Raw genomic sequence first — 24,170 nt, 5'->3', positions numbered from 1 at the left:
GCCGGGGTAACGACAGTAACCGGTTAGCCGATGGAACAATCAATTCGAAGCCATCTCGTGCAATCGCCCTTGCAGCAATCGCAGTTGAAAGGCTGACATGTCCCACCGGAAACTTGCCAAAATCTCCCTTGCCGCGAGCGCGGTAGTAGCCGCCCTCATCGCCACCAGTGCCCCTGCGGCAGCCTCGAATTACATCCCCGTCGAGCTCCCTATGACCACCACGGGCGCCTACGGCCTCGGCTGCTCCGGCGACGTCTGGGCAGTGGGCAATGTCTACCCCGACGGCGACGTCCCCGGCACAGTGGACCTCCAACTCAAAGGCTGGTTGAAGGTCTTCGGCGTCCCCGCTCCCTGGTGCACGCTCGCCCCCACGGTCCACTGGCGCAACCTCGATACCGGCGCCACCGGCCAAGCGTCCACCGCCCTCGGCGCCTGGCAACCCTTCTTCTGGTCGGCCCCCGTAGTGGGCAACCTCCGCCTCGTAACCGGCCCCGGCCAAGTCGAATTCACCCTCACCACCGACCTCCCCCACACCCCGAGCGTCACGAACTTCCGGGTGTACTGACACGAACCGCACATACATTCGCCAGGATGCTACGACGGTGGCCTACTCGCGCGCCGAACAGCAACAGCCCGCTCCGATGATCGCGCCGAAGTGTTTTCTGGTTGGTGCGGTGTCCTGTGCCGAGATTGCTGACCGATGATGACGACCGGAACCTTCGCTACGGCTAGGACCGCGCCGCGGACCGACCTGCGGGTGACCCGGGTGAGACCACTGTTGTGGCTGCCGAGGACTATCAACTGTGCTCCGGCGGATTCTTGCACCAATCGGTGCGCCGGCTCGTCATGGGCGACGAGCCGAGTGACATCGACGTCGGGAAACTCCTCCGGGTAGCCCGCGAGGCTTTCCGTCAGCATGCGCTGCGCGGTCTCGGCCAACTCGGTTGAGCGAGGTTCGGGGTGCGGATCGTTCCATAGTGAGATCGCGACGAGCCCGACGCCGCGGCGAGATGCCTCGCCGATCGCGAACTCGACAGCGCGGTGACTCGCGGGCGAACCGTCCACGCCGACCAACACCGGCAGATGTCGTGACTCGGGCGGTTGGGGGCCTGGAATGACGGCCAAGGGGCAGCGCGGTCGGCGGGCCAGCGCGCCACTGACAGAACCGAGCAGGGTGCGCTCGAATACGCCGAGCCCGCGAGCGCCGACGACCAGAAGCTGGGCGTGGCGTGCGCGGCGGCGCAACGTCGATATCGGTGACGGGCTGACCAGCGAGGTACGCACCGTCAGCGGATACGGTGCCGTCTCGGCGTGCGCGGCCGCTCTCGCCGCGGCCAACGCTTCTTCGCCCGCATCGCGGAATCCCTGGTGGTGCAGAGTGAACACGCCAAGATGGTCGCCCAGGTCCCAGCCCGAACTCATCGCGTGGACGGCGTGCAGTGGCGCGCCGCGCAGCATCGCGGTGCGCGCCGCCCAACGGACCGCGCTCGATGCCGATTCGGAACCGTCGACCCCCACGACGACGGGGCGGGTTGTGGGTGCGGTCATCTCACTTCCCGGTGGCGGGCCTGGCGATGATGAGCGGGCATTCGGCGCCGTGCAGTACCGCCTGGGCGACGGAGCCCAGCGTCATGCCGGCGAACCCGCGACGGCCGTGGCTGCCGACGACGATGAGCTGTGCGGTGGCCGCGGCGAGGAGGATCGCCTTGGCGGGCACCTCCTCCGCGACGACGCGCTCGACGGACACCTCGGGGTACTTCTCGGAGTATCCGGCCAGGCTTTCCGACAGCACCGCTTCGGCCTGGGCCTGCATGGTGGTGCGTGCGTCATAGTGATAGAACTCCGACCAGGTGTGGACTGCCACCAGATGTGTGCTCCGTCGGGAGGCCTCGTCGAAGGCGAGGGCGATGGCGTCGGCACTGCAGGCTGAACCGTCCACACCGACCACCACCGCGCCGGTGTCGGACACGGTTTCCGGGATCACCGCCACCGGGCATTCGGCGTGCCGGGCGAGCGAGGTACTCACCGAACCGAGCAGCGTGCGACGCAGTGCGCCGAGTCCACGACTACCGACAACCAGCAGACGTGCCGTTTTGCTGTGCTCGCGCAGCACCGCAACCGGAGAACCTGTCAGCGCGGCGCTCGAGATCGCGATCTCTGCGCGCGGGGTCGCGATTTCGGCGGCTTCCGCTGCGGCCGCGGCGACGATGGACTCGCCGTGCGCGCGCAGCCGTTCGGCATCGAAGAGGGGCCCGGAGAGACCGGGGCCGTACTCGATCGGGACGTCGATGGCGTAGATGACATGCAAGGACGCACGGTGATGCGCGGCGAACTCGGCAGCCCAGCGCAAGGCGACACGGGACTGTTCCGATCCGTCGACGCCGACCACTACTGGCTGATTCGGGTTTTCGGAAATGAACATAGCGTCGGCCTTTCTGTTTCCTCCACTGTGCGCCGGGGTCCTCGGTGCCCAGCAGGGCCGGATGGCACACACCGAGAGGCACTAGGTCGTCGTCGAGAACACCCGGATCGGGGACCGACGGGGGCCAACGACCCTGGGCCGGCAGTGTCGTCGCGCGCAGGGTGGACATAGGACCCGTTCACCCACTCACCGAGGCAGGTTTGCGATGAAAACCGAAATCCCGATCGACGTCGACGCCCGCACGTCGACCGGTCCCGCGTCGGCGAGCACACTGTTGGCCGAGTACCTGCACACCCAGCGCGAGACGATCCTGGATGGTCAGATCGCTGTCGAGGCGCACGACGATCCGGACTCGGTGCCCGACATGGTGATCGCGTCCAGGCGTGCCCGTAGCGCTCTGAGTGCGCACCGGAAAACGGTTCATGCCGAGCCGGAGGTGCGCAGACTGATCGAGGAACTGCGCTGGTTCGGCATCAGCGTCGGCGCGGCCCACGAGCTGCGAACGCAGTCGGCGCGATTGCATGCCGCTGTAGATGTGCTGCGTCCGCGCTATGTTCGCGGACCGGTGTCCGCCAGGATCACCGAATACTTCGGGGAGCGAACCAGACTCGCGTGGCTCGCCGCACGCGACCTGCTCGGCTCGCCCAGATTTCCCGCCATGATCGAGGACCTGATGGCCGAAGAACGGTTGCTGCGCGGCGGCATCGTGATGGGGATCGACGACGTCGACAACGCGGTGGTGCTGAGCGCGCTGCTCGGTCGGGTCAGATCGCGCAGGCGCGCGGTCGAATCCGCCGGAGAGGAAGACGCCCGCGACGCGGCGGTCCACGCACTACGCAAAGCGATCCGACGCACGCGCTACTACCTCGAGAGCGTCCACGATCTCGCTCCGTCGCGCACCGCGCAGGCATGCGACGGCCTGCGGGTTGTGCAGGACCTGCTCGGCGAACACCAGGACGCGGTGGTGGCCAAACATCACCTGATCCAGATCACCAGGGAGGCGGAGAACGCGGGGGAGTCGACGTTCACCTACGGACTGTTGTTGCAGCGCGAAATCGACCGGACCACCGGGTATTCGGCGGAACTGCCGTCGGCCTACTGGCGATCGTTGCGCGATGCCAGGGTGATGGCGGACGTGCACGCGAAGGACTGAACGGCTCAGTCCAGTGGTGCTGTCCAGCGCATCTTGGTGCCGCCCTGTGCCTGGGGTGCGATGGTGAAGGTGCCGCCCATCCCCGCGGCGCGGGCGGCCAGGTTGGCCAGGCCGCTGCGGCGGGCGGTCTCGGGATCGAAGCCGGTCCCGTCGTCGGTGACCTCGATCGAGACCTCGTCGCGCACAATGAGTTCCACCCCGACAGTGCTCGCCTTCGCGTGTCGCACGACGTTGCTGACGGCCTCGCGCAGGACGGCTTCGACGTGGTCGGACAGTGGCGGTTCGAGTACCGTGACCGGTCCGGCCAGCCGCACAGTGGTGCGCAGGCCGGTGTCGGCGGTCATGTCGGTGATGATGTCGTGCAGGCGTTTTCGATAGGTCGAGGAGTCTGTGGCGGTGTTGCTCTGGAGGTCGAAGATCGAGAAACGGATGTCCTGGACGATGGCCTGGATGTCGTCGATGGTTTCGTCGAGCCGGCCGCGCACTTCGGTCGATCTGGCCCGCTGCATCGTGCCCTGCAGCGACAGCCCCACGGCGAAGAGTCGTTGGATGACGTGATCGTGCAGTCCGCGGGCGATCCGGTCGCGGTCGGCGTAGACGTCGAGTTCACGCATTCGGCGTTGGGTGTCGGCCAGTTGGAGCGCTACGGCCGCCTGGTCGGCGTAGGTGGTCATCAGTGCCTGGTCGATCGCGCTGAGCTGCGCGGCGCCGGCGGGAAACACCGATGTCAAGACGCCGGTGACCGAGCCGTTCGCGCGTAGGGGCAGGGTGAGGACCGGCCCGAAATTCGCGACCGAGTCGAAGATCGGATTGTGGGCGGGGGTATCGGCGGCGACGGTGCGCCCGGACCGGAATGCCTCGGCCGAGTGCGAATCATCGAGGGGGATGTGCTTGCCGATCAGATTGTCGGCGTCGACACCGGCGGCGGCGACCACCACGAGTTCGGTGAGTTCGTCCTCGGGGACATCGGGGTCTTCGGGCAGCGCGAGAAACGTGCAGGCCGAACCGGTGAGGGCGTGTCCGCGTTCAGCGACGAGTTCGAGTACGCCATCGGTCGGGCTGCCGGCCAACAACTCGGTGGCGACGTCGCGGATGGCCTCCAGCCATTGCTGGCGAACGCGCGATTCTTCGTAGAGGCGGGCATTCTCGATCGCGATTCCCGCCGCAGCGGCGAGCGCTTGCACCACCACTTCGTCGTCTTCGGTGAATTCCAGACCGCCCGCCTTCTCGGTCAGATACAGGTTGCCGAAGACCTCGTCGCGGACTTTGACCGGGACTCCGAGAAAGGTCCGCATCGGCGGGTGGTTGGCAGGGAAGCCGACAGACGATGGATGATCGGAAAGATTGGACAGCCGAATGGGTTTCGGGTCTGCGATGAGTACGCCGAGTACGCCGTGTCCGCGGGGCAGATCGCCGATGAGTACTCGGGTGCGGTCGTCGATTCCCTCGTAGACGAATTCGGAGAGTTGGTTGCTCGTCTTGTCGGTTTCTCGGACGCCGAGGGCGCCGTAACCGGCATCGACGAGTTCGATCGCGGAGTGCACGATGGTGCGCAGGGTGTTGTCCAGGTCCAGGCCCGCGGTGACCACGAGCATGGCTTCCATCAGCCGGTCCATCCGGTCGCGGACGTCGACGATCTGGGTGATCCGGTCCTGCACCTCGGCGAGCAGTTCACGTAACCGCAGTTGGGACAGGGTCTCGGTCACCGGAAGCCGACCACTCGCCCCCGCTGTGATGTCCATAGGGCGCATTCTTCCACGGGGCCGTCGGTGGCGACGAATATCATTCGCGCTGCTCACGGCGTAGGTCGGCGGCGATCACCGCGGCCTGGGTCCGGCGCTCGACGCCCAGCTTCGTCAGCAGCCTGGATACGTAGTTCTTGACGGTTTTCTCGGCGAGGAACATGCGCGCGGCGATCTGCCGGTTCGTCAGACCCTCACCCAGCAACGACAGCAACGTGCGTTCCTGGTCGGTCAGGGTCGAGAGCGGGCCGGTCTTCTCCGCGGCCTCCGAGCGGAGTTTGGACATCAGGGCAGCGGCGGCGCGGTTGTCGAGCAGAGACTTGCCCTCGCCGACCTCGCGTACGGCGCTGATCAGCTCCAGGCTCCGGATGTCCTTGACGACGTAGCCGCTCGCGCCCGCGAGGATGGCGTCGAGCATGGCCTGTTCGTCGGTGAACGAGGTCAGGATCAAACAGCGCAGGTCGGGCTCTGCCGAGAGCAGCTCACGGCACAGTTCGATGCCGTTGCCGTCGGGTAGTCGGACGTCGAGCACCACCACATCGGGGCGCAGTGCGGGGATCCGCGCGAGTGCGTGCGAGCACGATCCTGCCTCGCCGATCACCTCGAGGTCGGGTTCGAGCGCGATCAGGTCGCTGACGCCGCGCCGGACGATTTCGTGGTCGTCGACCAGGAACACCTTGATCATCGGTGACTCTTTCTCGCATCGGTGTGGGCCTTTGTCCCCATCATCCGCTGCTTCGACGGCCGATAGATCACTGTATTGCTCGAGCGGCACCACGATCATCGCGTTGCCTTCGGTAGCTCGGGTCGGGTGGCGGCCAGCTTCGTGGCCCACGCGGTCGCCCGCTCGCGTTCTCCCGGTGTCAGCGGGCCGGTCATGGCGCTGACATGGAAGTCGGTGGGTGCGACGGCGAGCCGGTAGCCCAGGTTCCGCAGCCGTTTGCCGATGCCTTTCGCCGCTGAACCCGGCAGCCACGGGGGACGAGCGACCTTGGTGCCGAACGCGGCGGCCGGGGACGGTGACGAAACGGGCAGGGCGGCGTCGAGCCACTCACGAACACCGATCTCGGTCTCGATCGGGGCCGTTGTCCGAGTAGCCGCGTCCTGGCGGGTCGTGGCGCGGCTGAGCCCGAAGGCGTGGGTCGGCCCGCCGACGACGAGCAGATCCACCTGTGGCGCTCGATGATTCACCGCGTCGGCGACCGGGCACAGCTGCACCTCGTAGTCGGGGCGAAGACCGTCGGCGATGGCTTCGGCCACCGCGGCGGTATTGCCGAACATGGATTCATAGACGATCAGTGCGCGCATGCCGTTCCCTTTCATCGGTGAGTCCTCAGTGGTGACGCGGGGTGCGATGGGTGAGCGGGGGAGCGCCGAGGGTGGCGACAGCGACGGCGAGGATCACGCACACCGGCTGCAGCCAGCTGAATTCCCGTAATACCAACAGCTGCAACAGGATCCAGCCGATCAGTGCGCAGGCGGCGACCATCGCCGACTGCGAGAGGTCGCGGTCTTCGTGGGCGGCGGTGAGGGCGACGATCGTCATCGGCAGGCCGACGACGAGGGCCAGCAGCACCCCGGCCAGGATCGGGCTCTGCCACGGCAGCCGGCTCTCGGCTGTCGGCCCCAGTGTCAGCGCTCCGGTGATGAGGGCCGACGACCCTGCGAACGCCCACGTCGCCAAGATGCCGGTGATCAGGCACAGGACGGATCGACGAGGGTCGAACCGTCGCAGGTAGGTGGACATCATGGGTACAGCCTCGCGCGTTCGGGCCGGTCACCGGCAGGGCCGAAGGTCCCGCGCACCAGGGACCCGAGTCCCGATCCGGGGCCGATAGGCCCGGCTCCGCAATGACCTTGTCCCCTGATGCCGTGCGCTGAACCGGACGATCCTTGAATCCGAGAGCGCGACCGGCCCACAGTCGCGACGACGAGAGGATCGACGATGACTGACAACAAGCAGGGGACGAGCGGACGCGGGTCGGTGCTCGCCGCGGTCGACGGTTCGGCGAACTCCTACCAGGCTGCGGCGTGGGCGGCGGCCGAAGCTGCCCTGCATCACCTGCCACTGCACATCCTCACCTCGGGCGCGATTCAGACCGGGTTCGGCCCAGGCATGTCACTGGGCGAGGCCGACCTCGAGTGGCTGCGCGTGGACGCTGAGCGGGTCGTCGGGGAGGCTGAGCGGGTGGCCCGCGCCGCTGTGCCCGATGAAGATCTCGCGATCACCACCGAGGTCAGTTTCGAGTTGGCCGCGCCGATGCTGATCGAACGTTCGCGATCGGCGCGGATGCTGGTGGTCGGCAGCCGTGGGCTCGGCGCGTTCCAGCGCGGACTGCTCGGCTCGGTCAGCCGCGCGGCCGCCCAGCACGCGCATTGCCCGGTGGCGGTGATCCACGGCATCGCCGCGATCGATCCGGTCTCGGCGGGGCAGCCGGTGCTGGTCGGGGTCGATTGCAGCCCCAACAGCGTGCCCGCGATCGAGGTCGCCTTCGACGAGGCGTCACGTCGCAAGGTGGAGCTGGTCGCGGTACACGCGTTCAGCGACGCCAGCGAGCTCGATCTCCCCGCGTTCGGTTGGGAGATGGGCAGGCAATCGGCCGAGGCCGATCTCGCCGAGGCGCTGGCCGGTCACGCCGAGCAGTATCCGGACGTACCCGTGCGACGGATCGTGGTCGCCAATCGCCCGGTCCGCACGCTGGTCGACGAATCGGCGTCGGCGCAGCTACTGGTGGTCGGCAGCCATGGCAGAGGCGGGTTCTCGAGCATGCTGCTCGGTTCGACGAGCAACGCCCTGCTGCACTCGGTGGAGATCCCGACGGTCGTGGTACGTACCCAGCAGTGAATCCAGGTCTGTATCGGAACCCACTGGTCATCGCACGGTGAGGCTGTGTGCGGCGGTCGGCGCTGCGCAACGTACAGGAAGCCTTCTTCGCGTCCCCGGACACCCTCACTATCGAAGACCTCACCCGAAACCCCACGCGCACAGTGCTACTCGCCCTACCCCGGGTGGGCAGCCCGAGCTACGAGACCGCCGCAACGAATGGAGAATGACATGCTCTCGGTCACCACGAAGGAGACCATCCGGGCCACACTGCCTGCCGTCGGCGCCGCGATCGGCGAGATAACGACCCTCTTCTACGACAAGATGTTCGCGGCTCACCCCGGACTCGAACGTGACCTGTTCAACCGCGGCAATCAGCATCAAGGTGACCAACAGAAGGCGCTGGCCGGCGCGATCGCCGCCTTCGCCGCGTTGCAGCTCGAACCCGATCAGGCACGGGTCGATCTGATCCTGTCGCGGATCGCGAACAAGCACGCCTCCTTGGGAATTCAGCCCGCGCAGTACCAGATCGTGCACAAGTACCTCTTCGAGGCCATCGTCGAGGTGCTCGGTGACGCCGTCACCGCCGAGGTCGCCGCGGCGTGGGACGAGCTGTACTGGCTGATGGCCGAGACGCTGATCGTGATGGAGCGGGGGCTTTACCGGCGGGCGGGTGTCGTCGACGGTGACGTCTGGCGACAGGCGCGGGTGCGCGAGCGGCGTCAGGAATCCGACGACGCCGTCTCCTTCGTCCTCACTTCGCTGGACGGCGCTCCCTTACCGTCCTTCTCGCCGGGGCAGTACCTCTCGGTGGGCGTTCACCTCGAAGACGGCGCGCGCCAGATCCGCCAATACAGCCTTTCCTCGGCACCGGCGGGCGGGGACTGGCGCATCACCGTCAAGCGGGTCGATGCCCATGTCCGGCCGGACGGTTCGACCACTCCGGCCGGCGAAGTGTCGAACTTCCTGTACCGCAACGTCTTCGAAGGCGATGTGCTCGATGTGACCACCCCGTTCGGCGATCTCGTGCTCCACGACGACGACGCACCGCTGCTGCTGATCTCCGCGGGCATCGGATGCACCCCGATCATGGGCATGCTCGGCCACCTCGCCGAGACTGCCGACCCGCGCCCGATCTCGGTGATCCACGCCGATCGCGCGCCGAGCAGCCACGCCCATCGCGCCGAACTGGCCGAGCTCGTCGACCGGCTGCCGTTCGCGGTCATGCACCGCTGGTACGAGGATCTCGGCGCACGGAGTCCCGGGAACGGACTCCGGGAAGGCCGCGCCGACCTCGGTGAGATCACCGTCGCCGAGGGCACCCGCGCATACCTGTGCGGGCCACTGCCCTTCATGCTCGACGTGCGAGAGGTACTGCTGGACAAGGGCGTCGCGTCCGAGAACATCCACTACGAGGTCTTCGGACCGGACCGCTGGGCGCCCGCCCTGACCTAGGGGCGGCCATGTGATCGGTAAGCCGATGGGTCATCGCACGGTGAGGACGTCGGCCAGTGGTCTGCGTGGAGTGGACTCCGGTCGCTGCTCGTCGGGTGCGGTGCCGATCCGGACGACGACCTGGGGTATCCCGGGGTGACCGATCAAGCTGCTCAGCAGCCGCCTGCCCGAGGTTGTTTCGGTGATATGGGTGAGTGCGCAGGTAGCCATTCCCGACGCCGTGCATTCGAGCAGGACCGCCGAGAGCGCCTCGCCGGTACGCAGCCAGGTCGCGGGCGTCTCGCCGGTCGCGGTGAGCACGGCCAGGCGTGCGTGGTCGTGCATCTCGCCGCGTCGGGCCGAAGGTCCCGGTGTCGGGTACTTCCGAGCCACCCCGACTCGGGCGAGCTCGGACTCCGAGATCAGCGCCGAGGGTGGAACACCTTCGGGTGTGCCCGGATGGCCTGCCCACCAACGCAATTCGGCTTGGTACTCCATGTCGTAGCGGCGCAGGGCGTCGGACTGCTCGGACGCGAGGGAGAGTCGGGCGCGCGCGTCCTCGTCGAGGACATCAAGGGTGACCTCATAGGCGGAGATGAGGTCCTCGAGTGCCAGGCGGACCGAACCCCAACCGATCGGTTCGGTCATCGGGAGCCGATCGGAGAATCGGCGTGAGATCGCATCGGCGCGACGGAAGACACCGATCGGCGGGTCCGTCCACCGCAGGAATTCCAGGGTGGCCAGCAGATCCGGCCGAGTCGGGTCGGGGAACCGGAGGGTGTCGGCGCGCCAGCCCTCGGCCGCGAACGCGGTCCGCACGTGGTGCAGGACCGCGCCGCAGCTGATCACCGACTGACGTCCGTGCGGATCGGCGGCGGTGAGTTGCCGGTCGGTGTCACGAAACAGGTGCAGCCGGGCGCCGTCGAAGACCCACCGCCACGGTTGAGTGTTGTGGACCGACGGCGCGCGGCACCCGAGACGGATCGCCGCGCGGATCGTGGGATGGTCAGGGACTTCGGGGACTGGTTCATCGTTCATGGCATCGAGTCTCGTCCTTGCCGGGTGTTTGCCGAGACGGTCTTTGCGCCTGTTCGACGGTGACCTAATGCCCTCATCGGCGTCTCAGTCCTGGTGTACGACCATCACAGGGCACTCGGCGTGCTGCACCAGCCAGTTGCTGGTCGAACCGAGCAGCAGGCCGCGGAATCCACCCCGTCCCCGACTGCCGACGACCACGAGCTGCGCGGTCTTCGACCACTCGGCCAGCCGTTCGCGGGCCCCGAAGACCTCGACGTCACGCCGCACGGTGACGTCGGGGAATTGCTCGCTCCAACCGGCCAGCCGTTCGGCCAGTAGGGCGGCTTCGGCGGTCTCGAAATCGGCGATCGGCAGCGACAGATAGCTGGAGCCGCCGAACTCACCGCGCGAGAGATCACTCCAGGCGTGCACGGCGACCAGCTCGGCGCCGCGTAGCGAAGCTTCGGCGAACGCGGCGCCGATGGCGGGTTCTCCCACGCTGCTACCGTCGACACCCACGACCACCGGCCCGGTCAGCCGGTTCGGGTCAGGCCCGCGCACGACGACCACGGCCCCGTGCGCGTGTGAGGCCACCGCGAGCAGTGTCGAACCCAGGTGCGCGATCGAGCCTGCCCATGCCGCCGCCCCGACCACGACCAGGTTCGCCTGCGCCGATGCCGCGATGAGGGCACGGGCAGGGTTGGCGTGGGCGAGCTCGGTGGTCACAGTGACCTCGGGTGCGGCCTCTCGCGCGTCGCAGTCGGCGAGGGCGATCACCTTCTCGGCAGCGTGCTGGAGATCCTGCATAGTGGCGAAGATGAACGCGTCGTAGGCGCTACGCGGAGTTCCCTGCGCGATCGGCCCGGTGCAGTGCACGATGTGCAGCGCCCGCCCGCGATCGGCGGCTGTGCGGGCGGCCCAGCGCACCGCGGCTATCGATCCGGGCGAGCCGTCGGCTCCGACGACGACCGCCGCGGCGGCGTCGCGGTGCGGGGTTTCGCTGTGCTCGGTCATGTGTTGCCTTCCTGGTGCGGTGCGGTGCGGTGCGGCGGGGGAGCGCGATCAGGGATGGACGACAGTGACCGGGGCGCGTTCCAGCATGAGCGCGTCACCGATCCTGGTCGACCATTCGCGCACTGCCTGCCAATCGCGCAAGTCGCCGTAGCGGGCGCCTCCGAGCATCCGGTACATGGTCCTGGCGCGCCACGAGACACCCTCGCGTTCGTACTGGCCGGCGAAGGGGGTGTAATCGCGTGGACGCAGCGTGCGGATCGCGGCGGCGATCTTGGGTGGGACCTGCCGTCCGACCCAGCGCCCGAGCGGTCCGCGAAGTGCGGGGCCGAGCCCGACGCTGAACAACCAGATGTCCTTGTCCACCAGGGTGTTCCGGTTGTTGCGAAGGTAAGCGGAGGCCTCGGGCAGCAGATCCATGTTGTGGATCGCGCTACCGATGACAAGAGTGTCCAGACCCGACAGGTCGGGAGCGTGTTCGATGTCGTGCAGTTCGGCGCGAGCGCCACGGGCGACGAGATCGTCCCAGACGAACTCGGCGATATCGCGAGTCGAGCCATGGGCGGTGGCGTACAGAACGGCGATGCGGGGTGTGGGCGTGGTGGTCATGGTGTCAGCATCGCGCGACTGCACAGCCGCGGATCAGTGCCGTCATGCCCGCAACGAAGGGACCAATGGCACCGCAGGCGGCAGTGATGACCGACGACGCTGCCATCTCCATTTCCGGGCTGACGAAATCCTTCGGCCGCACGCGGGCGCTCGACGCCCTCGACCTGACCGTTCGCGTCGGCGAGGTGCACGGATTCCTGGGGCCCAACGGCGCGGGGAAGACGACGACTATTCGCGTTCTGCTCGGGTTGATTCGCGCCGATGCGGGCACGGTACGGGTGCTGGGGCGCGATCCGTGGGCCGACGCGGTCTCGGTCCACGCCCGGCTCGACTGTGTACCGGGGGAAGTCACGCTCTGGCCGGGCATCACCGGCGGTGAGACGCCCGCCGTTCACTGTGCGCTCCTGGTCGAACGCTTCCGCAGGTGGAAGGCGATCTGGATGACGTCATCGCTGCGGTGGGCCGAGATCGGGAGGTCGGATTCGACGATGAGTCGCATGGCTGTGGAGTTCGTCGGCACCTCGGCGATGAACCGGTCGAGGCCACGGGCGCGGCCCCGCTCGGCGAGCCGATGGAACAGGTCGGTGCCGATGCCGTGGTGTTGTCGACCGGCGGCGACGACCATGGCGAGCTCGGCGCTGACGCCGTCGTCGAGGACGACGAAATTCGCTACGCCGACGAGACGGTCGTCGAGGAAGGCTCCGACAGCACAGTGCGCGCGGTCGGTCGACGCGATCGTGCCGACCACTCGGCCGAGGTCCTCGGGTGGTGGTGCGAAGAGCCGGAAATAGCTGTCGGTCCCCTCGAGGTCGGCGTGGAGTTCGAGCAGCGAGTCTCGGTCGGTGGGGCGGAGTTCGCGGAAGGTGACACTCGACGTCGCGGTGGTCATGGCTGTCCTGCCTTCACCTGGGTGACGGTGACTTTCAACGCGCCCGTTTCCGCGGCACGCGCGAAAGTGTCGTAGGCGTCGGCGAATTCGCCCATCTCGAAACGGTGGGTGATCATCGGGGTGGGGTCGAGCCGCCCGGATCGGATCAGCTCGATCAGGCGCGGTGTCGAGTCGGTATCCACCAGCCCGGTGGTGATGGTCAGGTCCCGGCTCCACAGGTTCTCGAGATGGAGCGACGCGGGTGCACCGTGCACCCCGATATTGGCGACGTGACCGCCGGGACGCACGAGATCGACGGCCAGTTCGAAGGTTTCGGGTACACCGACTGCCTCCATTGCCACGTCGGCACCCCGACCACCGGTGAGCTCGGCGACCCTGGCGCGCACATCGTCGCGGCGGCTGTTGAGCACCGGCTCGGCACCGAGTTCGCGCGCGGCCGCCAACCGGGTGTCGGCGAGATCGATGGCGATGATGCGGCTCGGGCTGTAGAGCTGCGCGGTCATGACCGCGGCCAGGCCGATCGGCCCCGCGCCGACGACGACAACCGTGTCGCCGGGCCGCACCCTGCCGTTGCGGACGCCGACTTCGTAGCTGGTGGGCAGGATATCGGCCAGCATGAGCATCTGTTCGTCGCTGATACCGGGCGGGATCGGGTGGGTCGACATATCGGCGAACGGCACACGCACCGATTCGGCATGGGTGCCGTCGATTTCGTGGCCGAGCAGCCATCCGCCGCCGCCGGTGCACAGCCCGTAGCGGGCCTCGCGGCAGGACGCACAGCTTCCACATGCGGAGATGCACGACACGAGAACGCGATCGCCGACCCGGAGGGTGCGCACAGCGCTGCCGACGACGGCAACGGTTCCGACGGCCTCGTGACCGAGAATCCGTCCGCGCTCGACCTCGGGCACGTCACCCTGGAGAATGTGTAGGTCGGTCCCGCAGATGGTGGCGGTGTCGACTGTGACGACTGCGTCGGTGCTGTCGAGGATCACCGGATCGGGGACCTCGCGGCGGTGCGGACGTCCTGGGCCGTCGTAGACCATGGCGAACATCGAAGACTCCTTTCGGATCAGAATGCGCTATGACTCATGACCATGCGCTTGGCACGGGTTCGGATGCCCGAGAGCATCTTTCGCTCCATGATCAAGCTGCCCGGTTCGCCGACGAGCCGGGTGAACAACCGTGAGAGCGGCGATGCTCCGGTCAGCGAGATGAGATTGCGGCTGATCAGCCGGGTACCAGCGGGTTCGGGGTAGAGGTTGAACGACCAGACCCAGTTGCCGTCCTCGGAGCCGAACACGAGCGACCGGTCGGGTTCGAGCACTCCGATACGCATCCGGGGGCCGTTCGTGCCCAGCGCGATCACATCGCCGAGTGCCGGATGCTGGAATTCGGGCAGGATCTCGTCGGTGCTGTGCATGTCGAGGCCGAGCAGGTTCTCGATCCAGTCGTAGGTATACGCGCCGCCGCGCCCGGGGCCGATCTGCACGAGCCACGGCCAAATCGCCGCCGGGTCGGCCGCCACGGTGATCGCCCTGGTTGTTCGAATATCAGGGTTGGCGAGCAATTCGTCGCCGGGCATTGTTCGCTCCGCTTCGTCGCGGGTCGCGCCCCAGGTCACGATCCGTTTGCGCAGGAGAACCGAATATCCGAGCCCGAGTCCGGCGACGTAGGTCGCGGTACCGATGACGAGAGCCGTGGTGTTCTTCATCTCGGGTCCTCGACCGCCGGGTGTGTGACCAGTCCGGACGCGATGTCTGCCGTCTCCGATCCGTCGGTGCCGACGACGACAGCGAATGTGGCGAGCTCGTGCGGGTAGTCGTTGAGATGAGTGCTCATGATGAGTGCCCCAATCGACGTGTGCGGTGCGGATACCTCGACGGTAGGAATCGCCGCGCCGGAGTACTGCTGGCGTAGGTCCTCGACACAAGGGCCGATCGGACCTACTTTCGAGCACTGTCCGATCTGGCTCAGGGTCGGTTCGACAGGGCAGCGGTCCTCGTATCATGACGCGCCACTCGTCGAATGGGCCGGTCATGTCTCGGGTGTGGGGCTGACTCACACCTCCCTCCTCGGCTATACCCCGCCGGGTATGTTGGAGGCAGGGAACGAGAAGGGAAAATCATGGTCGGCGACGAAGCCAGCATTGCTCAGGTACTCAATCGGTTGCGGCGCGCGCACGGCCAGCTTGCCGGGGTCATCACCATGATCGAGGCCGGTCGCGACTGCAAGGACGTGGTCACCCAGTTGGCCGCAGTTTCGCGCGCCCTCGATCGGGCCGGATTCAAGATCGTCGCCAGTGGCCTGCGCGAGTGCATGAGCGGGGAGACCGAAGACGGTCGGGCTCCGATGACCGAAATAGAACTCGAGAAGCTTTTTCTCGCCTTAGCCTGACGAAAGGGGAGTCGGTCATGGACCTGGCTCTGTCGACCACGCTGCACACCACCTTCGACGACGCGATCGCACGCACCCGGACGGCACTGGCCGATCAGGGGTTCGGCATCCTGTCCGATATCGACATGCGCGCGACGATGAAAGCCAAATTGGGTGAGGAGATGGAGGACTACCGAATCCTCGGCGCCTGCAATCCGCCGCTGGCCCACCGCGCCGTCGACATCGACCGCCAGATCGGCCTGCTGTTGCCCTGCAACGTTGTCGTGCGCAGTCACCGCACCGAGGCGGACACTGTCATCGTCGAGGCCATGAACCCCGAGTTGATGGCCCGCGTCACCGGCGAGCCCGCTCTGGATCCCGTCGTCGCCGAGGCCACCACGCGCCTGCGCGCGGCGATCGACGCGCTCGCCGACAGCTGAGTCGCTGCCCACCGAGACACCATGTGCTACCCCGAAACCTGCTCGCGTTGCCGGAAGACGACCTGGGGCGGATGCGGACAACACGTCGACAGTGTGATGAAATCCGTCGCCGCGACCGACCGGTGCACCTGCACCGAGAATTCTTCACGTCCGGCGAAATCCCGGTTCTTCGCGTCGATCTTCGGTCGATGACCGAACCCCCGGCATGAACTTTTCGGTAGCGTTCGTGCCGTTTCGTCAGTGAACGGGTTCATGTCGGGGTATTTCGGCGGCCGGCGACGGACTATCTGCCCTTCCCGTGACCACGACGGTGCGTAAGGATCGACCTAGTGGCAGTGCCACAGTCCCATCCACGGTGACGAGCTGTCACGACCGCCCACTTCGGAGGTCGACTGATGACAGAGCTACGTCCACTGGACATGGGGTTCATGGAGTTGGAGGACACCGATCGGCATATCAGCCTCGGCATCGGTGCCGTCGCGATCATGGCGGGGCCGGTGCCGACCCGTTCGGCGTTCGATGCGATGCTCGCCGAGGGGGTCGATCGCAATGACCGACTTCGCCAGCGAGTCCGCCGGTCACTGCTGGATTTGACCGCGCCGGTGTGGGAGCAGGACCCCGACTTCGCGTTGGCACACCATGTTCGCTGGACGGCGCTGCCGGGCGAGGGTGATGAGCCGACGCTGCGTGAACTCATCGCTACCGAACTGGAGGAGAGACTCGACCGCGACCATCCACTGTGGCAGTGCGTGGTCGTCGACCGCGTGTCCGGCGGCCGCTGGGCGTTGATCGTCAAGGCACATCACAGCATGGTCGACGGCGTCTCGGGGATGAGCTTGTTCGAGCGACTGTGCGATCCGCCCGAGGACAGTGTCCCGAAACGCACTGTCGCGTCCCGCAGTTCTGGCATCGGCCTTGTCGATCTCCTGGTCAGGGGCATGCGGGAGCCGTGGGCGGTGCCGCGCTTCGCCTTGACCACGGCGCGCGGGCTGCTTCCGGTGGTGGGCGCCGCGGTCTCGTCGGCGCCTTCGTCGTCGTTGAACGGTCCTATCGGCCGACAGCGACGCTATGCGATCGCCAGAGCGTCACTGACAGATGTCCACGCGATCGGCACGAGTTTCGACGTGACCGTCAACGACGTGGTGCTGGCCGCTGTCGCGTCGGCCTATCGCACCGTGCTGTCACAGCGTGGGGAGGAGTCGACGGCGGGCAAAGTCCGTGTTCTGGTTCCGGTGTCGGTGCGGGCTCCCGGCGCCGAGGAGATCACCGACAATCGCGTGTCGGCCATGATTCCGTATCTGCCGATCGAGCTGGCCGACCCCATCGAGCGGCTGACCGCTGTCCACGAACGCATCGCGCGACATCGCGCCCGGGGGGAGGCCGGTGCGCAGAGCTCGCTGCTGGCGATGGCCGAGTGGGTGCCCCATGCCCTGGTGGGGTGGACCTTCCGGCTGGCGGGGCATTTCCCGCAGCGCAGTGTCGCCGCATTGGTGACCAATGTTGTCGGGCCTCGCCGCCGACTGACTTTTCAGGGGCGTGAGGTGCTCGAAATTCTGCCGTGTGTCCCCCTCGCGATGCGCCTGCGCACAACGATCGCCGTCCTCAGCTATCGCGACCGCCTCGTCTTCGGAATTACGGGCGACTACGACACCACACCCGATATCGACAACATCGCCGACGGCATCGAACGCGAGATCGCCGAACTATCGGCACAAGCGATCCGATCCGATCCTCGCTGACCTTCCGGGCCGGTGCCTGCCCCGTGGCGGCCTTGTGAGCTTGCACGGAGTGCAATACCGCGACGACCACATACGGGTCGATTCCAGCTTCGATCGCAGCGAAGTGGCGACCGATCAGGGTTTGTGGCGGCGACATCATCGAAAACCCGGCGCGAGCGTGTTTCAGTCGGACAGGCGCAGAGCCTCCACCGGGCAGCTGTCGACCGCCAGCCGCACGTCGTCGAGTTCGGCTTCGGGTACCTGGTCCGTCAGCACCGTCACGGTGCCTTCGTCGTCGACCCGAAAGATGTCGGGCAGCAATGCTTCGCACATGCCGTGGCCTTCGCAGCGGGTGCGGTCGGCGGCGATCTTCATGCGGACACCGAGGCGCCGAGGCGTTCGAGTCGGATGGGTAGGCCATCGAGGGGGACAGGGCCGGTCGCCCAGCCCATCGGCGGCGTGTAGTCGGCGGGCACGGTCCAGCGATAGTGCAACAGCATGCGGTGCATGATCGCCTTGACTGTCATACCGCCGAAATAGAGTCCGATGCATTTGTGCGCGCCACCACCGAACGGGGCCCAGGTATAGCGGTGAGCCTTGTCCTCGTGCCGTTCGGCCGTGAACCGTTCGGGATCGAACACGTCGGGGTCGTTCCACCAGCGGGCCTGACGCATGGCCGAGTACGAGCCGATCATCACCAAGGTGTCAGCGGGGACGAACTGGCCCTGAATGGCGGTATCCCGCACGGTTTCGCGGACCTGCTGCCCGACAGGGGAGTACATCCGCAGAATCTCTTTGAAGACCAGATCCAGGGTCGGCAGCCGATCCAGATCGGCATAGTCGAGTGACTCCTTGCCCAACGCCTGCGATTCGGCGCGCAGCCGGTCCTGCCATTCTGGATGCAATCCGAGCTGGTACCCCATCATCGACACCGCGATCGTGCTGGTGTCGTGCGCGCCGAGCAGGACGAAGATCAGATGGTCGACGATGTCCTGGTCGGTGAATGTATGGCCCTCCTCGGACGCGGTGCGGCACAACACGCTGAACAGATCCTCGCCATCTCCCGCGCGCTTGGCAGGCAGTTCGCGACGGCAATAATCCTCCAGCACCTCGCGCCCGCGCAGTCCGCGTGCCCACAGACCGCCGGGCAGATTCGTGCGCACCAGCGCCTGGCCGCCACGCACCGCATCGATGAACGCCTGCTCCAGCCCGGCGGCCTCCGACCCGAGATTCGCCCCCATGAACACTTCCGAGGACAAGCCGAGCAGCAGGCGTTTGGCCGCCGGGTAGAGCTGGAAATCGTGATTCGGTGTCCAGTCGCGCATGCCGCGCTCGATGGCCGGGCTGGTGATATCGAGATAGCCGACCAACCGCGGCCGGGTGAAGGCCTGCTGCAGAATCCGACGGTGGTAGCGGTGTTCCTCGAAGTCGCGCAGCAGGATGCCGCCGTGGAAGAACGGGCCGATGAAGAAGGTGTAGCCGCGCCGTGCGGAATACACCTTGTCGCGGTCGGCGAGTACCTCTTCGGTGGCCTCCGGTCCGGCGACCATGACAACGCGTCGCCCGACGAGTCCGACCCAGTGCACCGGCCCGTACTTGTCGAAACGGCGGCGGGCGAAATCGAGACTGTCGCTCATCGCGGGTATGGCGTGCCCGATGAGCGGCACACCGTAATCGCCCATGATCGGACGTAATCCGCTGCCGGGCAGCGGGTCTGCCAGCGCGCGGGTCTGCGAAGGATATCGCTCGGCAAGAGCGGATACGGCGGATTTGGCCCGTCGGCCCAGGGTCGACATCATGTTCGTTGTCCTCTCGCACCGTTGCGATGTGGTGTGACTTGGAACATACAGGAATCAGTCGTTTCCGTAAACGATTGATTCCTGTTTCCTATGCGGCATACTGAGGGCTGTGACACGGGCAGCGACCGGTATCTATCGCGGCACCTCGGCCGAACAGCGACGCGACGAACGCCGCCAGCGGCTGATGGACGCTGCCCTCGACATCATCGGCACCCAGGGCTGGGCCGCGACCACCGTGCGCGGAGTCTGCGAACAGGCCAAGGTCGGTCCGCGGTTCTTCTACGAGAGTTTCGACGACCTCGACGCACTCGCCGCCGCCGTACACGACGAGATCATCGAAACCGCGATCCGCAGCTCATTGGACGCACTCGCCGCCGCACCGGATGGCATCGCAGCCAAAACGCGGGCAGCCGTCACCGCCATCCTCGAATCCGTCGTCGACGATCCCCGCCGCGCCCGCATCGCTTTCGCCGAGGCGCACGGCAGCGAAATCCTGATGCGCCGCCGCGCCGCCGCCATGCGCACTATCGCCGACGTCGTCGCCGAACAGGAACGCGCACTGCTCGACCCGCCGGCCGGCAGTGAAACCCTGGTCAGTGCGGTCTCGCTGATGATCACCGGCGGCGCCGCCGAATTGGTCCTGGCCTGGCTCGACGGCGGGATGGACATCAGCCGCGACGAACTGATCAACCTGTGCGTCGAATTCGTACTGACCTTTGCCGACAACCTGACCACGATGGCCGCCCGATTGGCGCATTGAGTGCGCGCACCGGACGGTGGAGCCTTGGGCTGCTAGGCCCCCGGCTCTGGTCAGTTCGGCCCGGACTGACCGGAGGCGGCAGTGAGGCTCCGGACGAGCAAGTCGATGACCGCTCGCTTGCCCGCGTCGTCGCGCTGGTGGGTGAGGAGTCCTTCGATGACGAAGGTGCCGATGGCGGACATGGCGGCGAGGTCGGTCTCGGTGACTCCGGACGCGCGGAGGTTGTCGGCGAACAGCGCGTCGGCCACCTGGTGGAAACCGGCATGCCAAACGTCGATGGCGGGGGAGGCCACTGCGCGGGAGTGCACGGTGTTGACGAGCCCGTGCAGCTGTTCCAACTGGTCGACCACCCACAGCAGCCGCTCGTTCAACGACAGGCCGTCGATCTCCGCGTAGGTGGCGAGCGCCTCGGCCAGGATGCGGTCGAGGACCGCGATGAGCAACTCGTCCTTGTCCTGGAAGTACCAGTAGATCGTATTGACCGTGACTCCCGCGCTTTTGGCGATCCGCGCCGTGGACGCCGATTCGAAGCCGTCATCGATGAACAGGCGCTGCGCGGCGGCGATGATCTCCTCGCGCTTCTCCGCGCGGTCCTGCGGGCGTCGATTCCTTGGCACCTCACCACCCTATCTTGAACATCGCTCAAGAAATCGTTAGGCTTCTTGAGCGACGTTCAAGAGATCACGAGATGAGGCTGGTTCCTATGGACACCGACAACGCGGTCGCCGAGCTGCGACGGCTCGATACCAGCGGGCTGCTCGCCCTGTTCGCCACTCTGGAAGCCCCCGCGATCGCCGAGATCGACGGCGAGTACGCCGCCGCTCTGCTGGCCCAGCCGAACCTGTTCGCCGTGGTGACCGGAAAAGTGGCCGTGGCCAACCCGCTCCGTCCGTGGCTGTGCAAGGCGTTCCGGCCCGTCGATGAGAACAGCGGACGCGGCTACAACACTTTCGGTGAATCCGGCCAGGTCCGGCAGCGCTACCCGATGCGCACACAGTTGGCCCCGTCCCGCTACGACGGTGCTCCGGCCTACACGCTCATCTATCGCGCATACACCTCGCTGTGCGGGTCGATCAACATGGTGGACGAGGTGCGCCGTGCCGCACCCGGCGTCTACCTGGGCATGGGCACCTGGGGATTCACCGACGCCCAGCGCCGCATCCCCCGCCCCTTCCTGCTAACCGGCCCGTATGGCCCGTACCGCGGTGACATCGGCGAAGCCCGCCGCGACTTCACACCCGGCCCCCGCGAACTGCCCGGCCCACCCGCCTGAACACCGCCCACCTGTCTGCCACCATCCGAACGAAGGACCCATGACCACCTCCCCCCGCACGGCCCTCATCACCGGCGCGTCCGCCGGCATCGGCGCGACGTTCGCCCATCACCTGGCCGCGAACGGCTACCAACTGCTGCTCGTCGCCCGCCGCGCCGATCGTCTCCAGGAACTCGCCGAACAGCTGACCGAACGCCACGATGTTCGCTGCGAGGTGTTCGCCGCCGACCTCACCGACCCCGCCGCACCCGCCGCGATTGTGGAATACGCCGACCAGCAGGGCTTGGATGTCGACGTCCTGATCAACAACGCGGGACTATCGGGCAAGACCGCGTTCGCCGACACCCCATGGGACGCCCTGGCCGGGGAGATCCAATTGATGGTGACCGCCCCGACAGCACTCGCCCACCTGGTTATCCCCGGCATGAAGAAGCGCCGCTGGGGCCGCATTGTCAACCTGTCGTCGGTCGCCGCGTTCGCTCCACCCGGAGCCGGCCTGCTCTACACCGGCATCAAGTCCTACGTCCTCAACACCTCGCAAGCCCTCGACATGGAACTCAAAGCACACGGCATCCACGTCACCGCCCTGTGCCCCGGCTTGACCCACACCGAATTCCACGATGTCATGGGCACCCGCGACAAAGCCGACCATCTGCCCCGTATCCTCTGGCAGCAGCCCGAAGCCGTCGTCACCGAGGGCTGGGATGCGGTGATGAAAGGCAGACCCGTGTGTGTCCCGGGCATCGTCAACAAGATCTCCGCCGCCGCGATGAAGCCCCTGCCCAACCGCCTGGGCTACCTCATCGGCAAGACCTTCAACCCCTTCAAGAACAGCTGACGCCGCTCACTCGCTGTGAGTGACGGCCTGGCCACCTGACCGACCCCGCGGTGACACGAACTTCCGGGTGTACTGACACGGACCGCACGTGCACCCGTCAGAGGCCGATGCTCTCGCACGCTGCTCACCTCGTCGGCTGCCAGGTGTATTCGTATTCGGGGACAGTGAATCCCGCCTCGAAGGTGACGGTGCCGGAACCGGTTCGGTGCCAGCCTCTACTCTCGTAGAACTTGATGGCGGGTGTGTTCGCGGTGAGGACCTCCAAGTAGACCGGGCGGTCGGGGTAGGTAGCGGTCGACCAGCTCAGGCCCGACTCGATGAGGCCGGTACCGATACCGACGCCGTGCGCATCGGGGTGTGCGTGGAGGTTGTCGAGCAGGACTCTGCCGTCTTCGGTCGGACGGAAATAGGCGAAACCGACGACGGTGGAATCCTTCTCGGCGACGAACACACCCGCGGTGACGGGCTCGGACAACAACGTGCGCCAGCGCGTGGCGTGATCCGCGTCGACCGGGCCGTCGAGGTACTCGTCAGGAAAGATGCCCGCGTAGGCGATGCGCCAACTGGCGGTATGGAGAGCGGCGATGGCCGCAGCGTCGGCGGAGCCACCTGTGCGAATCAGCATACGGTCGAGCATGGTCGACGATCGCCGGGCCCGGCAATCATGGACGTGCCGGCCGGACCAGTAGCGCGGTGAGTCGGCGGACGATCGGCAGGACGAGCAGCAGGATGGGGAACGCGATCGGCCAGGATACCGCCCAGGAGCGCAGCCACAGGACGGCGTTCATGCCGTCGCTCATGAGGGTGCTGATCAGGGAGACCAGGCAGGTCATGAGCAGCGAAAGCAGCAGTGGCAGAACCACACCGGCGGCGCGGGCGGGAAGTTTGAAGGAAGACATCGTTACTCCGTAAACGGCCATCAGGCAACGGCACCACCGGGTGGTGGGCCGGAGCGTTGATTGACGTGAACGCTTACGGCGATGTGAGATCGCGATGTCGATATTAAACACAGGCCGAGGGCGAGCGCAATGGTCAAGACCTGGTGCTCGTTCAGCCCGGCGTAGGGAGCTTATGTTGCACAGCTCGGAGACGCTGTACAGGCAGCTGGCAGGCCAGTTCGCGGAGCGGGTCGCCCACAGCGATTCCGCCACAGGGGAACTCGCCTTCCTCAACGGAGTCGCGTTGAGATTGTGGGTCGAGAACGACGTTGTCCATGCCGAACTCGATTCGCTGCAGGGTGGTCCGGAGTTGTGGATTCTGCTTCCTGGCAGTGATGACATCGACGACTTCGTCGATGCGGTCGCTGATGCTGTTGGCTGCTGAACCGTGGCATCTGCGTAGGTATCCGGAGGACATGCTGTCGTCCGCTATGCAGAATCGGTAGCCGTCGTCTACGCGGTCTGCTGCGGGGGAGGAGTGAGATCGCGCGGCGGCGGTGTCGGCCGGCCGGGCAAGCGAATCGTGACGCCTGGCCAGGAAACGCCGCGAACTCCACCGGGGCCGCGCGCGACGCGGATTCCTTCGGCGGTGATCCGAGGACGGTAGATGGTTGCGCGGTGACCGAATGCCGGGTCGAGATCGATGGAGTTGAACAGCCCCATTCTCGTCAACCACAGTGACGCGCGAACTACTTCGTCCTCGGTGAGCGATTCACCCGGCCAGCAGACCGATGCCCCGACGACGAAGGCGCCGAGCACCGGCACCGGGTTGTCGAGGAGGTCTTCGTTGTGTGCCCATTTCAGCACCGCCTCGCGCGCAGCCCATTGCCGGTCGGAGCACCCGGGCGTCGTTCGCGCCGTGCTGTCCAACCGCAGCATCGCGGGCTTTTCCATCACGTCACTCCTCATTTTCCGAGCCGAGTGGCT

The 24,170-nt window shown here is 66.6% G+C and carries 31 protein-coding genes and 1 pseudogene; 13 read left to right on the top strand and 19 right to left on the bottom strand.

Translation table 11 applies throughout. The annotated features are described in order from the left end of the window. Positions 1-211: 211 nt before the first annotated feature. Positions 212-565, top strand: coding sequence for a hypothetical protein (locus OHS03_RS13365; RefSeq protein ID WP_328663024.1), 354 nt, complete (start codon positions 212-214; stop codon positions 563-565). A 29-nt stretch (positions 566-594) separates the two neighbouring features. Here OHS03_RS13365 and OHS03_RS13360 read toward each other — a convergent pair whose 3' ends face one another. Continuing rightward, the gene (locus tag OHS03_RS13360) at positions 595-1,548 is read right to left on the bottom strand and encodes a universal stress protein (RefSeq protein ID WP_328663023.1); all 954 of its coding nucleotides are present in this window, start codon (positions 1,546-1,548) and stop codon (positions 595-597) included. 1 nt (position 1,549) lies between these two features. Beyond that, positions 1,550-2,422, bottom strand: coding sequence for a universal stress protein (locus OHS03_RS13355; protein ID WP_328663022.1), 873 nt, complete (start codon positions 2,420-2,422; stop codon positions 1,550-1,552). A gap of 205 nt (positions 2,423-2,627) precedes the next feature. Here OHS03_RS13355 and OHS03_RS13350 point away from each other — a divergent pair, with 205 nt between their 5' ends. Then, on the top strand, positions 2,628-3,575 hold the full coding sequence (locus tag OHS03_RS13350) for a CHAD domain-containing protein (protein ID WP_328663021.1): 948 nt from the start codon (positions 2,628-2,630) through the stop codon (positions 3,573-3,575). A gap of 5 nt (positions 3,576-3,580) precedes the next feature. On the opposite strand, the gene OHS03_RS13345 is transcribed toward OHS03_RS13350, so the two are convergent. The 4 genes from OHS03_RS13345 to OHS03_RS13330 all read right to left on the bottom strand — a co-directional run bounded on the left by OHS03_RS13345 (position 3,581) and on the right by OHS03_RS13330 (position 7,067). Then, positions 3,581-5,326 carry a sensor histidine kinase gene (locus OHS03_RS13345; protein ID WP_405146526.1) on the bottom strand — a complete coding sequence of 582 codons (1,746 nt, stop codon included), beginning with the start codon at positions 5,324-5,326 and terminating at the stop codon, positions 3,581-3,583. 31 nt (positions 5,327-5,357) lie between these two features. Further along, positions 5,358-6,002 carry a response regulator gene (locus OHS03_RS13340; RefSeq protein ID WP_328663019.1) on the bottom strand — a complete coding sequence of 215 codons (645 nt, stop codon included), beginning with the start codon at positions 6,000-6,002 and terminating at the stop codon, positions 5,358-5,360. Between the two features lie 95 nt (positions 6,003-6,097). Continuing rightward, positions 6,098-6,640, bottom strand: a complete 543-nt coding sequence (locus OHS03_RS13335) for a flavodoxin family protein (RefSeq protein WP_328663018.1) — start codon at positions 6,638-6,640, stop codon at positions 6,098-6,100. 10 nt (positions 6,641-6,650) lie between these two features. Beyond that, entirely contained in the window at positions 6,651-7,067 is a 417-nt protein-coding gene (locus OHS03_RS13330; protein WP_328663017.1) for a hypothetical protein, read from the bottom strand. Positions 7,068-7,262: 195 nt separating this feature from the next. Here OHS03_RS13330 and OHS03_RS13325 point away from each other — a divergent pair, with 195 nt between their 5' ends. Both OHS03_RS13325 and OHS03_RS13320 read left to right on the top strand, forming a co-directional pair. Beyond that, on the top strand, positions 7,263-8,162 hold the full coding sequence (locus OHS03_RS13325; protein ID WP_328663016.1) for a universal stress protein: 900 nt from the start codon (positions 7,263-7,265) through the stop codon (positions 8,160-8,162). Positions 8,163-8,372: 210 nt separating this feature from the next. Beyond that, the gene (locus tag OHS03_RS13320) at positions 8,373-9,596 is read left to right on the top strand and encodes a globin domain-containing protein (RefSeq protein WP_328663015.1); all 1,224 of its coding nucleotides are present in this window, start codon (positions 8,373-8,375) and stop codon (positions 9,594-9,596) included. Positions 9,597-9,626: 30 nt separating this feature from the next. On the opposite strand, the gene OHS03_RS13315 is transcribed toward OHS03_RS13320, so the two are convergent. The 3 genes from OHS03_RS13315 to OHS03_RS13305 all read right to left on the bottom strand — a co-directional run bounded on the left by OHS03_RS13315 (position 9,627) and on the right by OHS03_RS13305 (position 12,212). Further along, positions 9,627-10,613 (bottom strand): Acg family FMN-binding oxidoreductase, encoded by a 987-nt coding sequence (locus tag OHS03_RS13315; protein WP_328663014.1) that lies wholly within the window; start codon positions 10,611-10,613, stop codon positions 9,627-9,629. 84 nt (positions 10,614-10,697) lie between these two features. After that, positions 10,698-11,606, bottom strand: coding sequence for a universal stress protein (locus OHS03_RS13310; protein ID WP_328663013.1), 909 nt, complete (start codon positions 11,604-11,606; stop codon positions 10,698-10,700). 48 nt (positions 11,607-11,654) lie between these two features. After that, the gene (locus OHS03_RS13305) at positions 11,655-12,212 is read right to left on the bottom strand and encodes a flavodoxin domain-containing protein (RefSeq protein WP_328663012.1); all 558 of its coding nucleotides are present in this window, start codon (positions 12,210-12,212) and stop codon (positions 11,655-11,657) included. Positions 12,213-12,277: 65 nt separating this feature from the next. Here OHS03_RS13305 and OHS03_RS13300 point away from each other — a divergent pair. After that, a pseudogene (locus tag OHS03_RS13300) lies at positions 12,278-12,631 on the top strand (ATP-binding cassette domain-containing protein); the annotation flags it as partial. Here OHS03_RS13300 and OHS03_RS13295 read toward each other — a convergent pair. Genes OHS03_RS13295 through OHS03_RS13280 form a run of 4 tightly spaced genes read right to left on the bottom strand, consistent with a single transcriptional unit; the run spans position 12,604 to position 14,943 of the window. Further along, positions 12,604-13,101, bottom strand: coding sequence for a GNAT family N-acetyltransferase (locus OHS03_RS13295; protein WP_328663011.1), 498 nt, complete (start codon positions 13,099-13,101; stop codon positions 12,604-12,606). The pseudogene OHS03_RS13300 and the gene OHS03_RS13295 overlap by 28 nt on opposite strands. After that, entirely contained in the window at positions 13,098-14,156 is a 1,059-nt protein-coding gene (locus OHS03_RS13290; protein ID WP_328663010.1) for a zinc-dependent alcohol dehydrogenase family protein, read from the bottom strand. The genes OHS03_RS13295 and OHS03_RS13290 overlap by 4 nt, the downstream gene beginning before the upstream one ends. Before the next feature lie 17 nt (positions 14,157-14,173). After that, a complete protein-coding gene (locus OHS03_RS13285) occupies positions 14,174-14,815 on the bottom strand; it encodes an SRPBCC family protein (protein ID WP_328663009.1) in 642 nt (213 codons plus the stop codon). Next, the gene (locus OHS03_RS13280) at positions 14,812-14,943 is read right to left on the bottom strand and encodes a hypothetical protein (RefSeq protein WP_328663008.1); all 132 of its coding nucleotides are present in this window, start codon (positions 14,941-14,943) and stop codon (positions 14,812-14,814) included. The genes OHS03_RS13285 and OHS03_RS13280 overlap by 4 nt, the downstream gene beginning before the upstream one ends. Positions 14,944-15,228: 285 nt before the next feature. Between OHS03_RS13280 and OHS03_RS13275 the strand changes: the two genes are divergently transcribed. The 4 genes from OHS03_RS13275 (at position 15,229) to OHS03_RS13265 (ending at position 17,656) form a co-directional block, all read left to right on the top strand. Next, positions 15,229-15,498, top strand: a complete 270-nt coding sequence (locus OHS03_RS13275; protein WP_328663007.1) for a metal-sensitive transcriptional regulator — start codon at positions 15,229-15,231, stop codon at positions 15,496-15,498. 17 nt (positions 15,499-15,515) lie between these two features. Then, the gene (locus OHS03_RS13270) at positions 15,516-15,917 is read left to right on the top strand and encodes a DUF302 domain-containing protein (protein ID WP_328663006.1); all 402 of its coding nucleotides are present in this window, start codon (positions 15,516-15,518) and stop codon (positions 15,915-15,917) included. Between the two features lie 21 nt (positions 15,918-15,938). Continuing rightward, positions 15,939-16,109, top strand: a complete 171-nt coding sequence (locus OHS03_RS34790; protein WP_494410482.1) for a DUF8730 family Cys-rich protein — start codon at positions 15,939-15,941, stop codon at positions 16,107-16,109. A gap of 203 nt (positions 16,110-16,312) precedes the next feature. Beyond that, a complete protein-coding gene (locus OHS03_RS13265) occupies positions 16,313-17,656 on the top strand; it encodes a wax ester/triacylglycerol synthase family O-acyltransferase (protein ID WP_328663005.1) in 1,344 nt (447 codons plus the stop codon). A gap of 162 nt (positions 17,657-17,818) precedes the next feature. Here OHS03_RS13265 and OHS03_RS13260 read toward each other — a convergent pair whose 3' ends face one another. Both OHS03_RS13260 and OHS03_RS13255 read right to left on the bottom strand, forming a co-directional pair. After that, entirely contained in the window at positions 17,819-18,010 is a 192-nt protein-coding gene (locus tag OHS03_RS13260) for a ferredoxin (RefSeq protein WP_328663004.1), read from the bottom strand. Further along, complete coding sequence (locus OHS03_RS13255) at positions 18,007-19,434, bottom strand: cytochrome P450 (RefSeq protein ID WP_328663003.1); 1,428 nt, start codon at positions 19,432-19,434, stop codon at positions 18,007-18,009. Before OHS03_RS13255 ends, OHS03_RS13260 begins: the two co-directional genes overlap by 4 nt. Positions 19,435-19,543: 109 nt before the next feature. Here OHS03_RS13255 and OHS03_RS13250 point away from each other — a divergent pair, with 109 nt between their 5' ends. Beyond that, entirely contained in the window at positions 19,544-20,194 is a 651-nt protein-coding gene (locus OHS03_RS13250) for a TetR/AcrR family transcriptional regulator (protein WP_328663002.1), read from the top strand. A gap of 50 nt (positions 20,195-20,244) precedes the next feature. Here OHS03_RS13250 and OHS03_RS13245 read toward each other — a convergent pair whose 3' ends face one another. Then, positions 20,245-20,811, bottom strand: coding sequence for a TetR/AcrR family transcriptional regulator (locus tag OHS03_RS13245; protein ID WP_328663001.1), 567 nt, complete (start codon positions 20,809-20,811; stop codon positions 20,245-20,247). Positions 20,812-20,897: 86 nt separating this feature from the next. Between OHS03_RS13245 and OHS03_RS13240 the strand changes: the two genes are divergently transcribed. Further along, positions 20,898-21,467 carry a hypothetical protein gene (locus OHS03_RS13240; RefSeq protein WP_328663000.1) on the top strand — a complete coding sequence of 190 codons (570 nt, stop codon included), beginning with the start codon at positions 20,898-20,900 and terminating at the stop codon, positions 21,465-21,467. A gap of 40 nt (positions 21,468-21,507) precedes the next feature. Continuing rightward, a complete protein-coding gene (locus OHS03_RS13235) occupies positions 21,508-22,305 on the top strand; it encodes an SDR family NAD(P)-dependent oxidoreductase (protein ID WP_328662999.1) in 798 nt (265 codons plus the stop codon). 124 nt (positions 22,306-22,429) lie between these two features. On the opposite strand, the gene OHS03_RS13230 is transcribed toward OHS03_RS13235, so the two are convergent. Both OHS03_RS13230 and OHS03_RS13225 read right to left on the bottom strand, forming a co-directional pair. Beyond that, positions 22,430-22,930, bottom strand: a complete 501-nt coding sequence (locus OHS03_RS13230) for a GNAT family N-acetyltransferase (protein WP_328662998.1) — start codon at positions 22,928-22,930, stop codon at positions 22,430-22,432. A gap of 37 nt (positions 22,931-22,967) precedes the next feature. Beyond that, entirely contained in the window at positions 22,968-23,204 is a 237-nt protein-coding gene (locus OHS03_RS13225; protein ID WP_056809267.1) for a DUF2798 domain-containing protein, read from the bottom strand. Positions 23,205-23,376: 172 nt separating this feature from the next. On the opposite strand from OHS03_RS13225, the gene OHS03_RS13220 reads away from it, so the two are divergent. Continuing rightward, entirely contained in the window at positions 23,377-23,628 is a 252-nt protein-coding gene (locus OHS03_RS13220; protein WP_328662997.1) for a hypothetical protein, read from the top strand. Between the two features lie 68 nt (positions 23,629-23,696). Here OHS03_RS13220 and OHS03_RS13215 read toward each other — a convergent pair whose 3' ends face one another. Further along, a complete protein-coding gene (locus tag OHS03_RS13215; RefSeq protein WP_328662996.1) occupies positions 23,697-24,137 on the bottom strand; it encodes a hypothetical protein in 441 nt (146 codons plus the stop codon). Between the last annotated feature and the right edge of the window lie 33 nt (positions 24,138-24,170).

Origin of the sequence: Nocardia salmonicida (assembly GCF_036142455.1) — a bacterium.
Taxonomy (GTDB): domain Bacteria; phylum Actinomycetota; class Actinomycetes; order Mycobacteriales; family Mycobacteriaceae; genus Nocardia; species Nocardia salmonicida.
The sequence above is the reverse complement of the archived record's forward strand: the minus strand, read 5'-3'. Positions and strand labels throughout refer to the sequence as shown.

Bases quoted from the DNA above. Each gene is read 5' to 3' on its own strand.
- OHS03_RS13365 (WP_328663024.1), top strand. From the start codon at position 212: ATGACCACCACGGGCGCCTACGGCCTCGGCTGCTCCGGCGACGTCTGG.
- OHS03_RS13360 (WP_328663023.1), bottom strand. From the start codon at position 1,548: ATGACCGCACCCACAACCCGCCCCGTCGTCGTGGGGGTCGACGGTTCC.
- OHS03_RS13355 (WP_328663022.1), bottom strand. From the start codon at position 2,422: ATGTTCATTTCCGAAAACCCGAATCAGCCAGTAGTGGTCGGCGTCGAC.
- OHS03_RS13350 (WP_328663021.1), top strand. From the start codon at position 2,628: ATGAAAACCGAAATCCCGATCGACGTCGACGCCCGCACGTCGACCGGT.
- OHS03_RS13345 (WP_405146526.1), bottom strand. From the start codon at position 5,326: ATGCGCCCTATGGACATCACAGCGGGGGCGAGTGGTCGGCTTCCGGTG.
- OHS03_RS13340 (WP_328663019.1), bottom strand. From the start codon at position 6,002: ATGATCAAGGTGTTCCTGGTCGACGACCACGAAATCGTCCGGCGCGGC.
- OHS03_RS13335 (WP_328663018.1), bottom strand. From the start codon at position 6,640: ATGAAAGGGAACGGCATGCGCGCACTGATCGTCTATGAATCCATGTTC.
- OHS03_RS13330 (WP_328663017.1), bottom strand. From the start codon at position 7,067: ATGATGTCCACCTACCTGCGACGGTTCGACCCTCGTCGATCCGTCCTG.
- OHS03_RS13325 (WP_328663016.1), top strand. From the start codon at position 7,263: ATGACTGACAACAAGCAGGGGACGAGCGGACGCGGGTCGGTGCTCGCC.
- OHS03_RS13320 (WP_328663015.1), top strand. From the start codon at position 8,373: ATGCTCTCGGTCACCACGAAGGAGACCATCCGGGCCACACTGCCTGCC.
- OHS03_RS13315 (WP_328663014.1), bottom strand. From the start codon at position 10,613: ATGAACGATGAACCAGTCCCCGAAGTCCCTGACCATCCCACGATCCGC.
- OHS03_RS13310 (WP_328663013.1), bottom strand. From the start codon at position 11,606: ATGACCGAGCACAGCGAAACCCCGCACCGCGACGCCGCCGCGGCGGTC.
- OHS03_RS13305 (WP_328663012.1), bottom strand. From the start codon at position 12,212: ATGACCACCACGCCCACACCCCGCATCGCCGTTCTGTACGCCACCGCC.
- OHS03_RS13295 (WP_328663011.1), bottom strand. From the start codon at position 13,101: ATGACCACCGCGACGTCGAGTGTCACCTTCCGCGAACTCCGCCCCACC.
- OHS03_RS13290 (WP_328663010.1), bottom strand. From the start codon at position 14,156: ATGTTCGCCATGGTCTACGACGGCCCAGGACGTCCGCACCGCCGCGAG.
- OHS03_RS13285 (WP_328663009.1), bottom strand. From the start codon at position 14,815: ATGAAGAACACCACGGCTCTCGTCATCGGTACCGCGACCTACGTCGCC.
- OHS03_RS13280 (WP_328663008.1), bottom strand. From the start codon at position 14,943: ATGAGCACTCATCTCAACGACTACCCGCACGAGCTCGCCACATTCGCT.
- OHS03_RS13275 (WP_328663007.1), top strand. From the start codon at position 15,229: ATGGTCGGCGACGAAGCCAGCATTGCTCAGGTACTCAATCGGTTGCGG.
- OHS03_RS13270 (WP_328663006.1), top strand. From the start codon at position 15,516: ATGGACCTGGCTCTGTCGACCACGCTGCACACCACCTTCGACGACGCG.
- OHS03_RS34790 (WP_494410482.1), top strand. From the start codon at position 15,939: ATGTGCTACCCCGAAACCTGCTCGCGTTGCCGGAAGACGACCTGGGGC.
- OHS03_RS13265 (WP_328663005.1), top strand. From the start codon at position 16,313: ATGACAGAGCTACGTCCACTGGACATGGGGTTCATGGAGTTGGAGGAC.
- OHS03_RS13260 (WP_328663004.1), bottom strand. From the start codon at position 18,010: ATGAAGATCGCCGCCGACCGCACCCGCTGCGAAGGCCACGGCATGTGC.
- OHS03_RS13255 (WP_328663003.1), bottom strand. From the start codon at position 19,434: ATGATGTCGACCCTGGGCCGACGGGCCAAATCCGCCGTATCCGCTCTT.
- OHS03_RS13240 (WP_328663000.1), top strand. From the start codon at position 20,898: ATGGACACCGACAACGCGGTCGCCGAGCTGCGACGGCTCGATACCAGC.
- OHS03_RS13235 (WP_328662999.1), top strand. From the start codon at position 21,508: ATGACCACCTCCCCCCGCACGGCCCTCATCACCGGCGCGTCCGCCGGC.
- OHS03_RS13230 (WP_328662998.1), bottom strand. From the start codon at position 22,930: ATGCTGATTCGCACAGGTGGCTCCGCCGACGCTGCGGCCATCGCCGCT.
- OHS03_RS13225 (WP_056809267.1), bottom strand. From the start codon at position 23,204: ATGTCTTCCTTCAAACTTCCCGCCCGCGCCGCCGGTGTGGTTCTGCCA.
- OHS03_RS13220 (WP_328662997.1), top strand. From the start codon at position 23,377: ATGTTGCACAGCTCGGAGACGCTGTACAGGCAGCTGGCAGGCCAGTTC.
- OHS03_RS13215 (WP_328662996.1), bottom strand. From the start codon at position 24,137: ATGGAAAAGCCCGCGATGCTGCGGTTGGACAGCACGGCGCGAACGACG.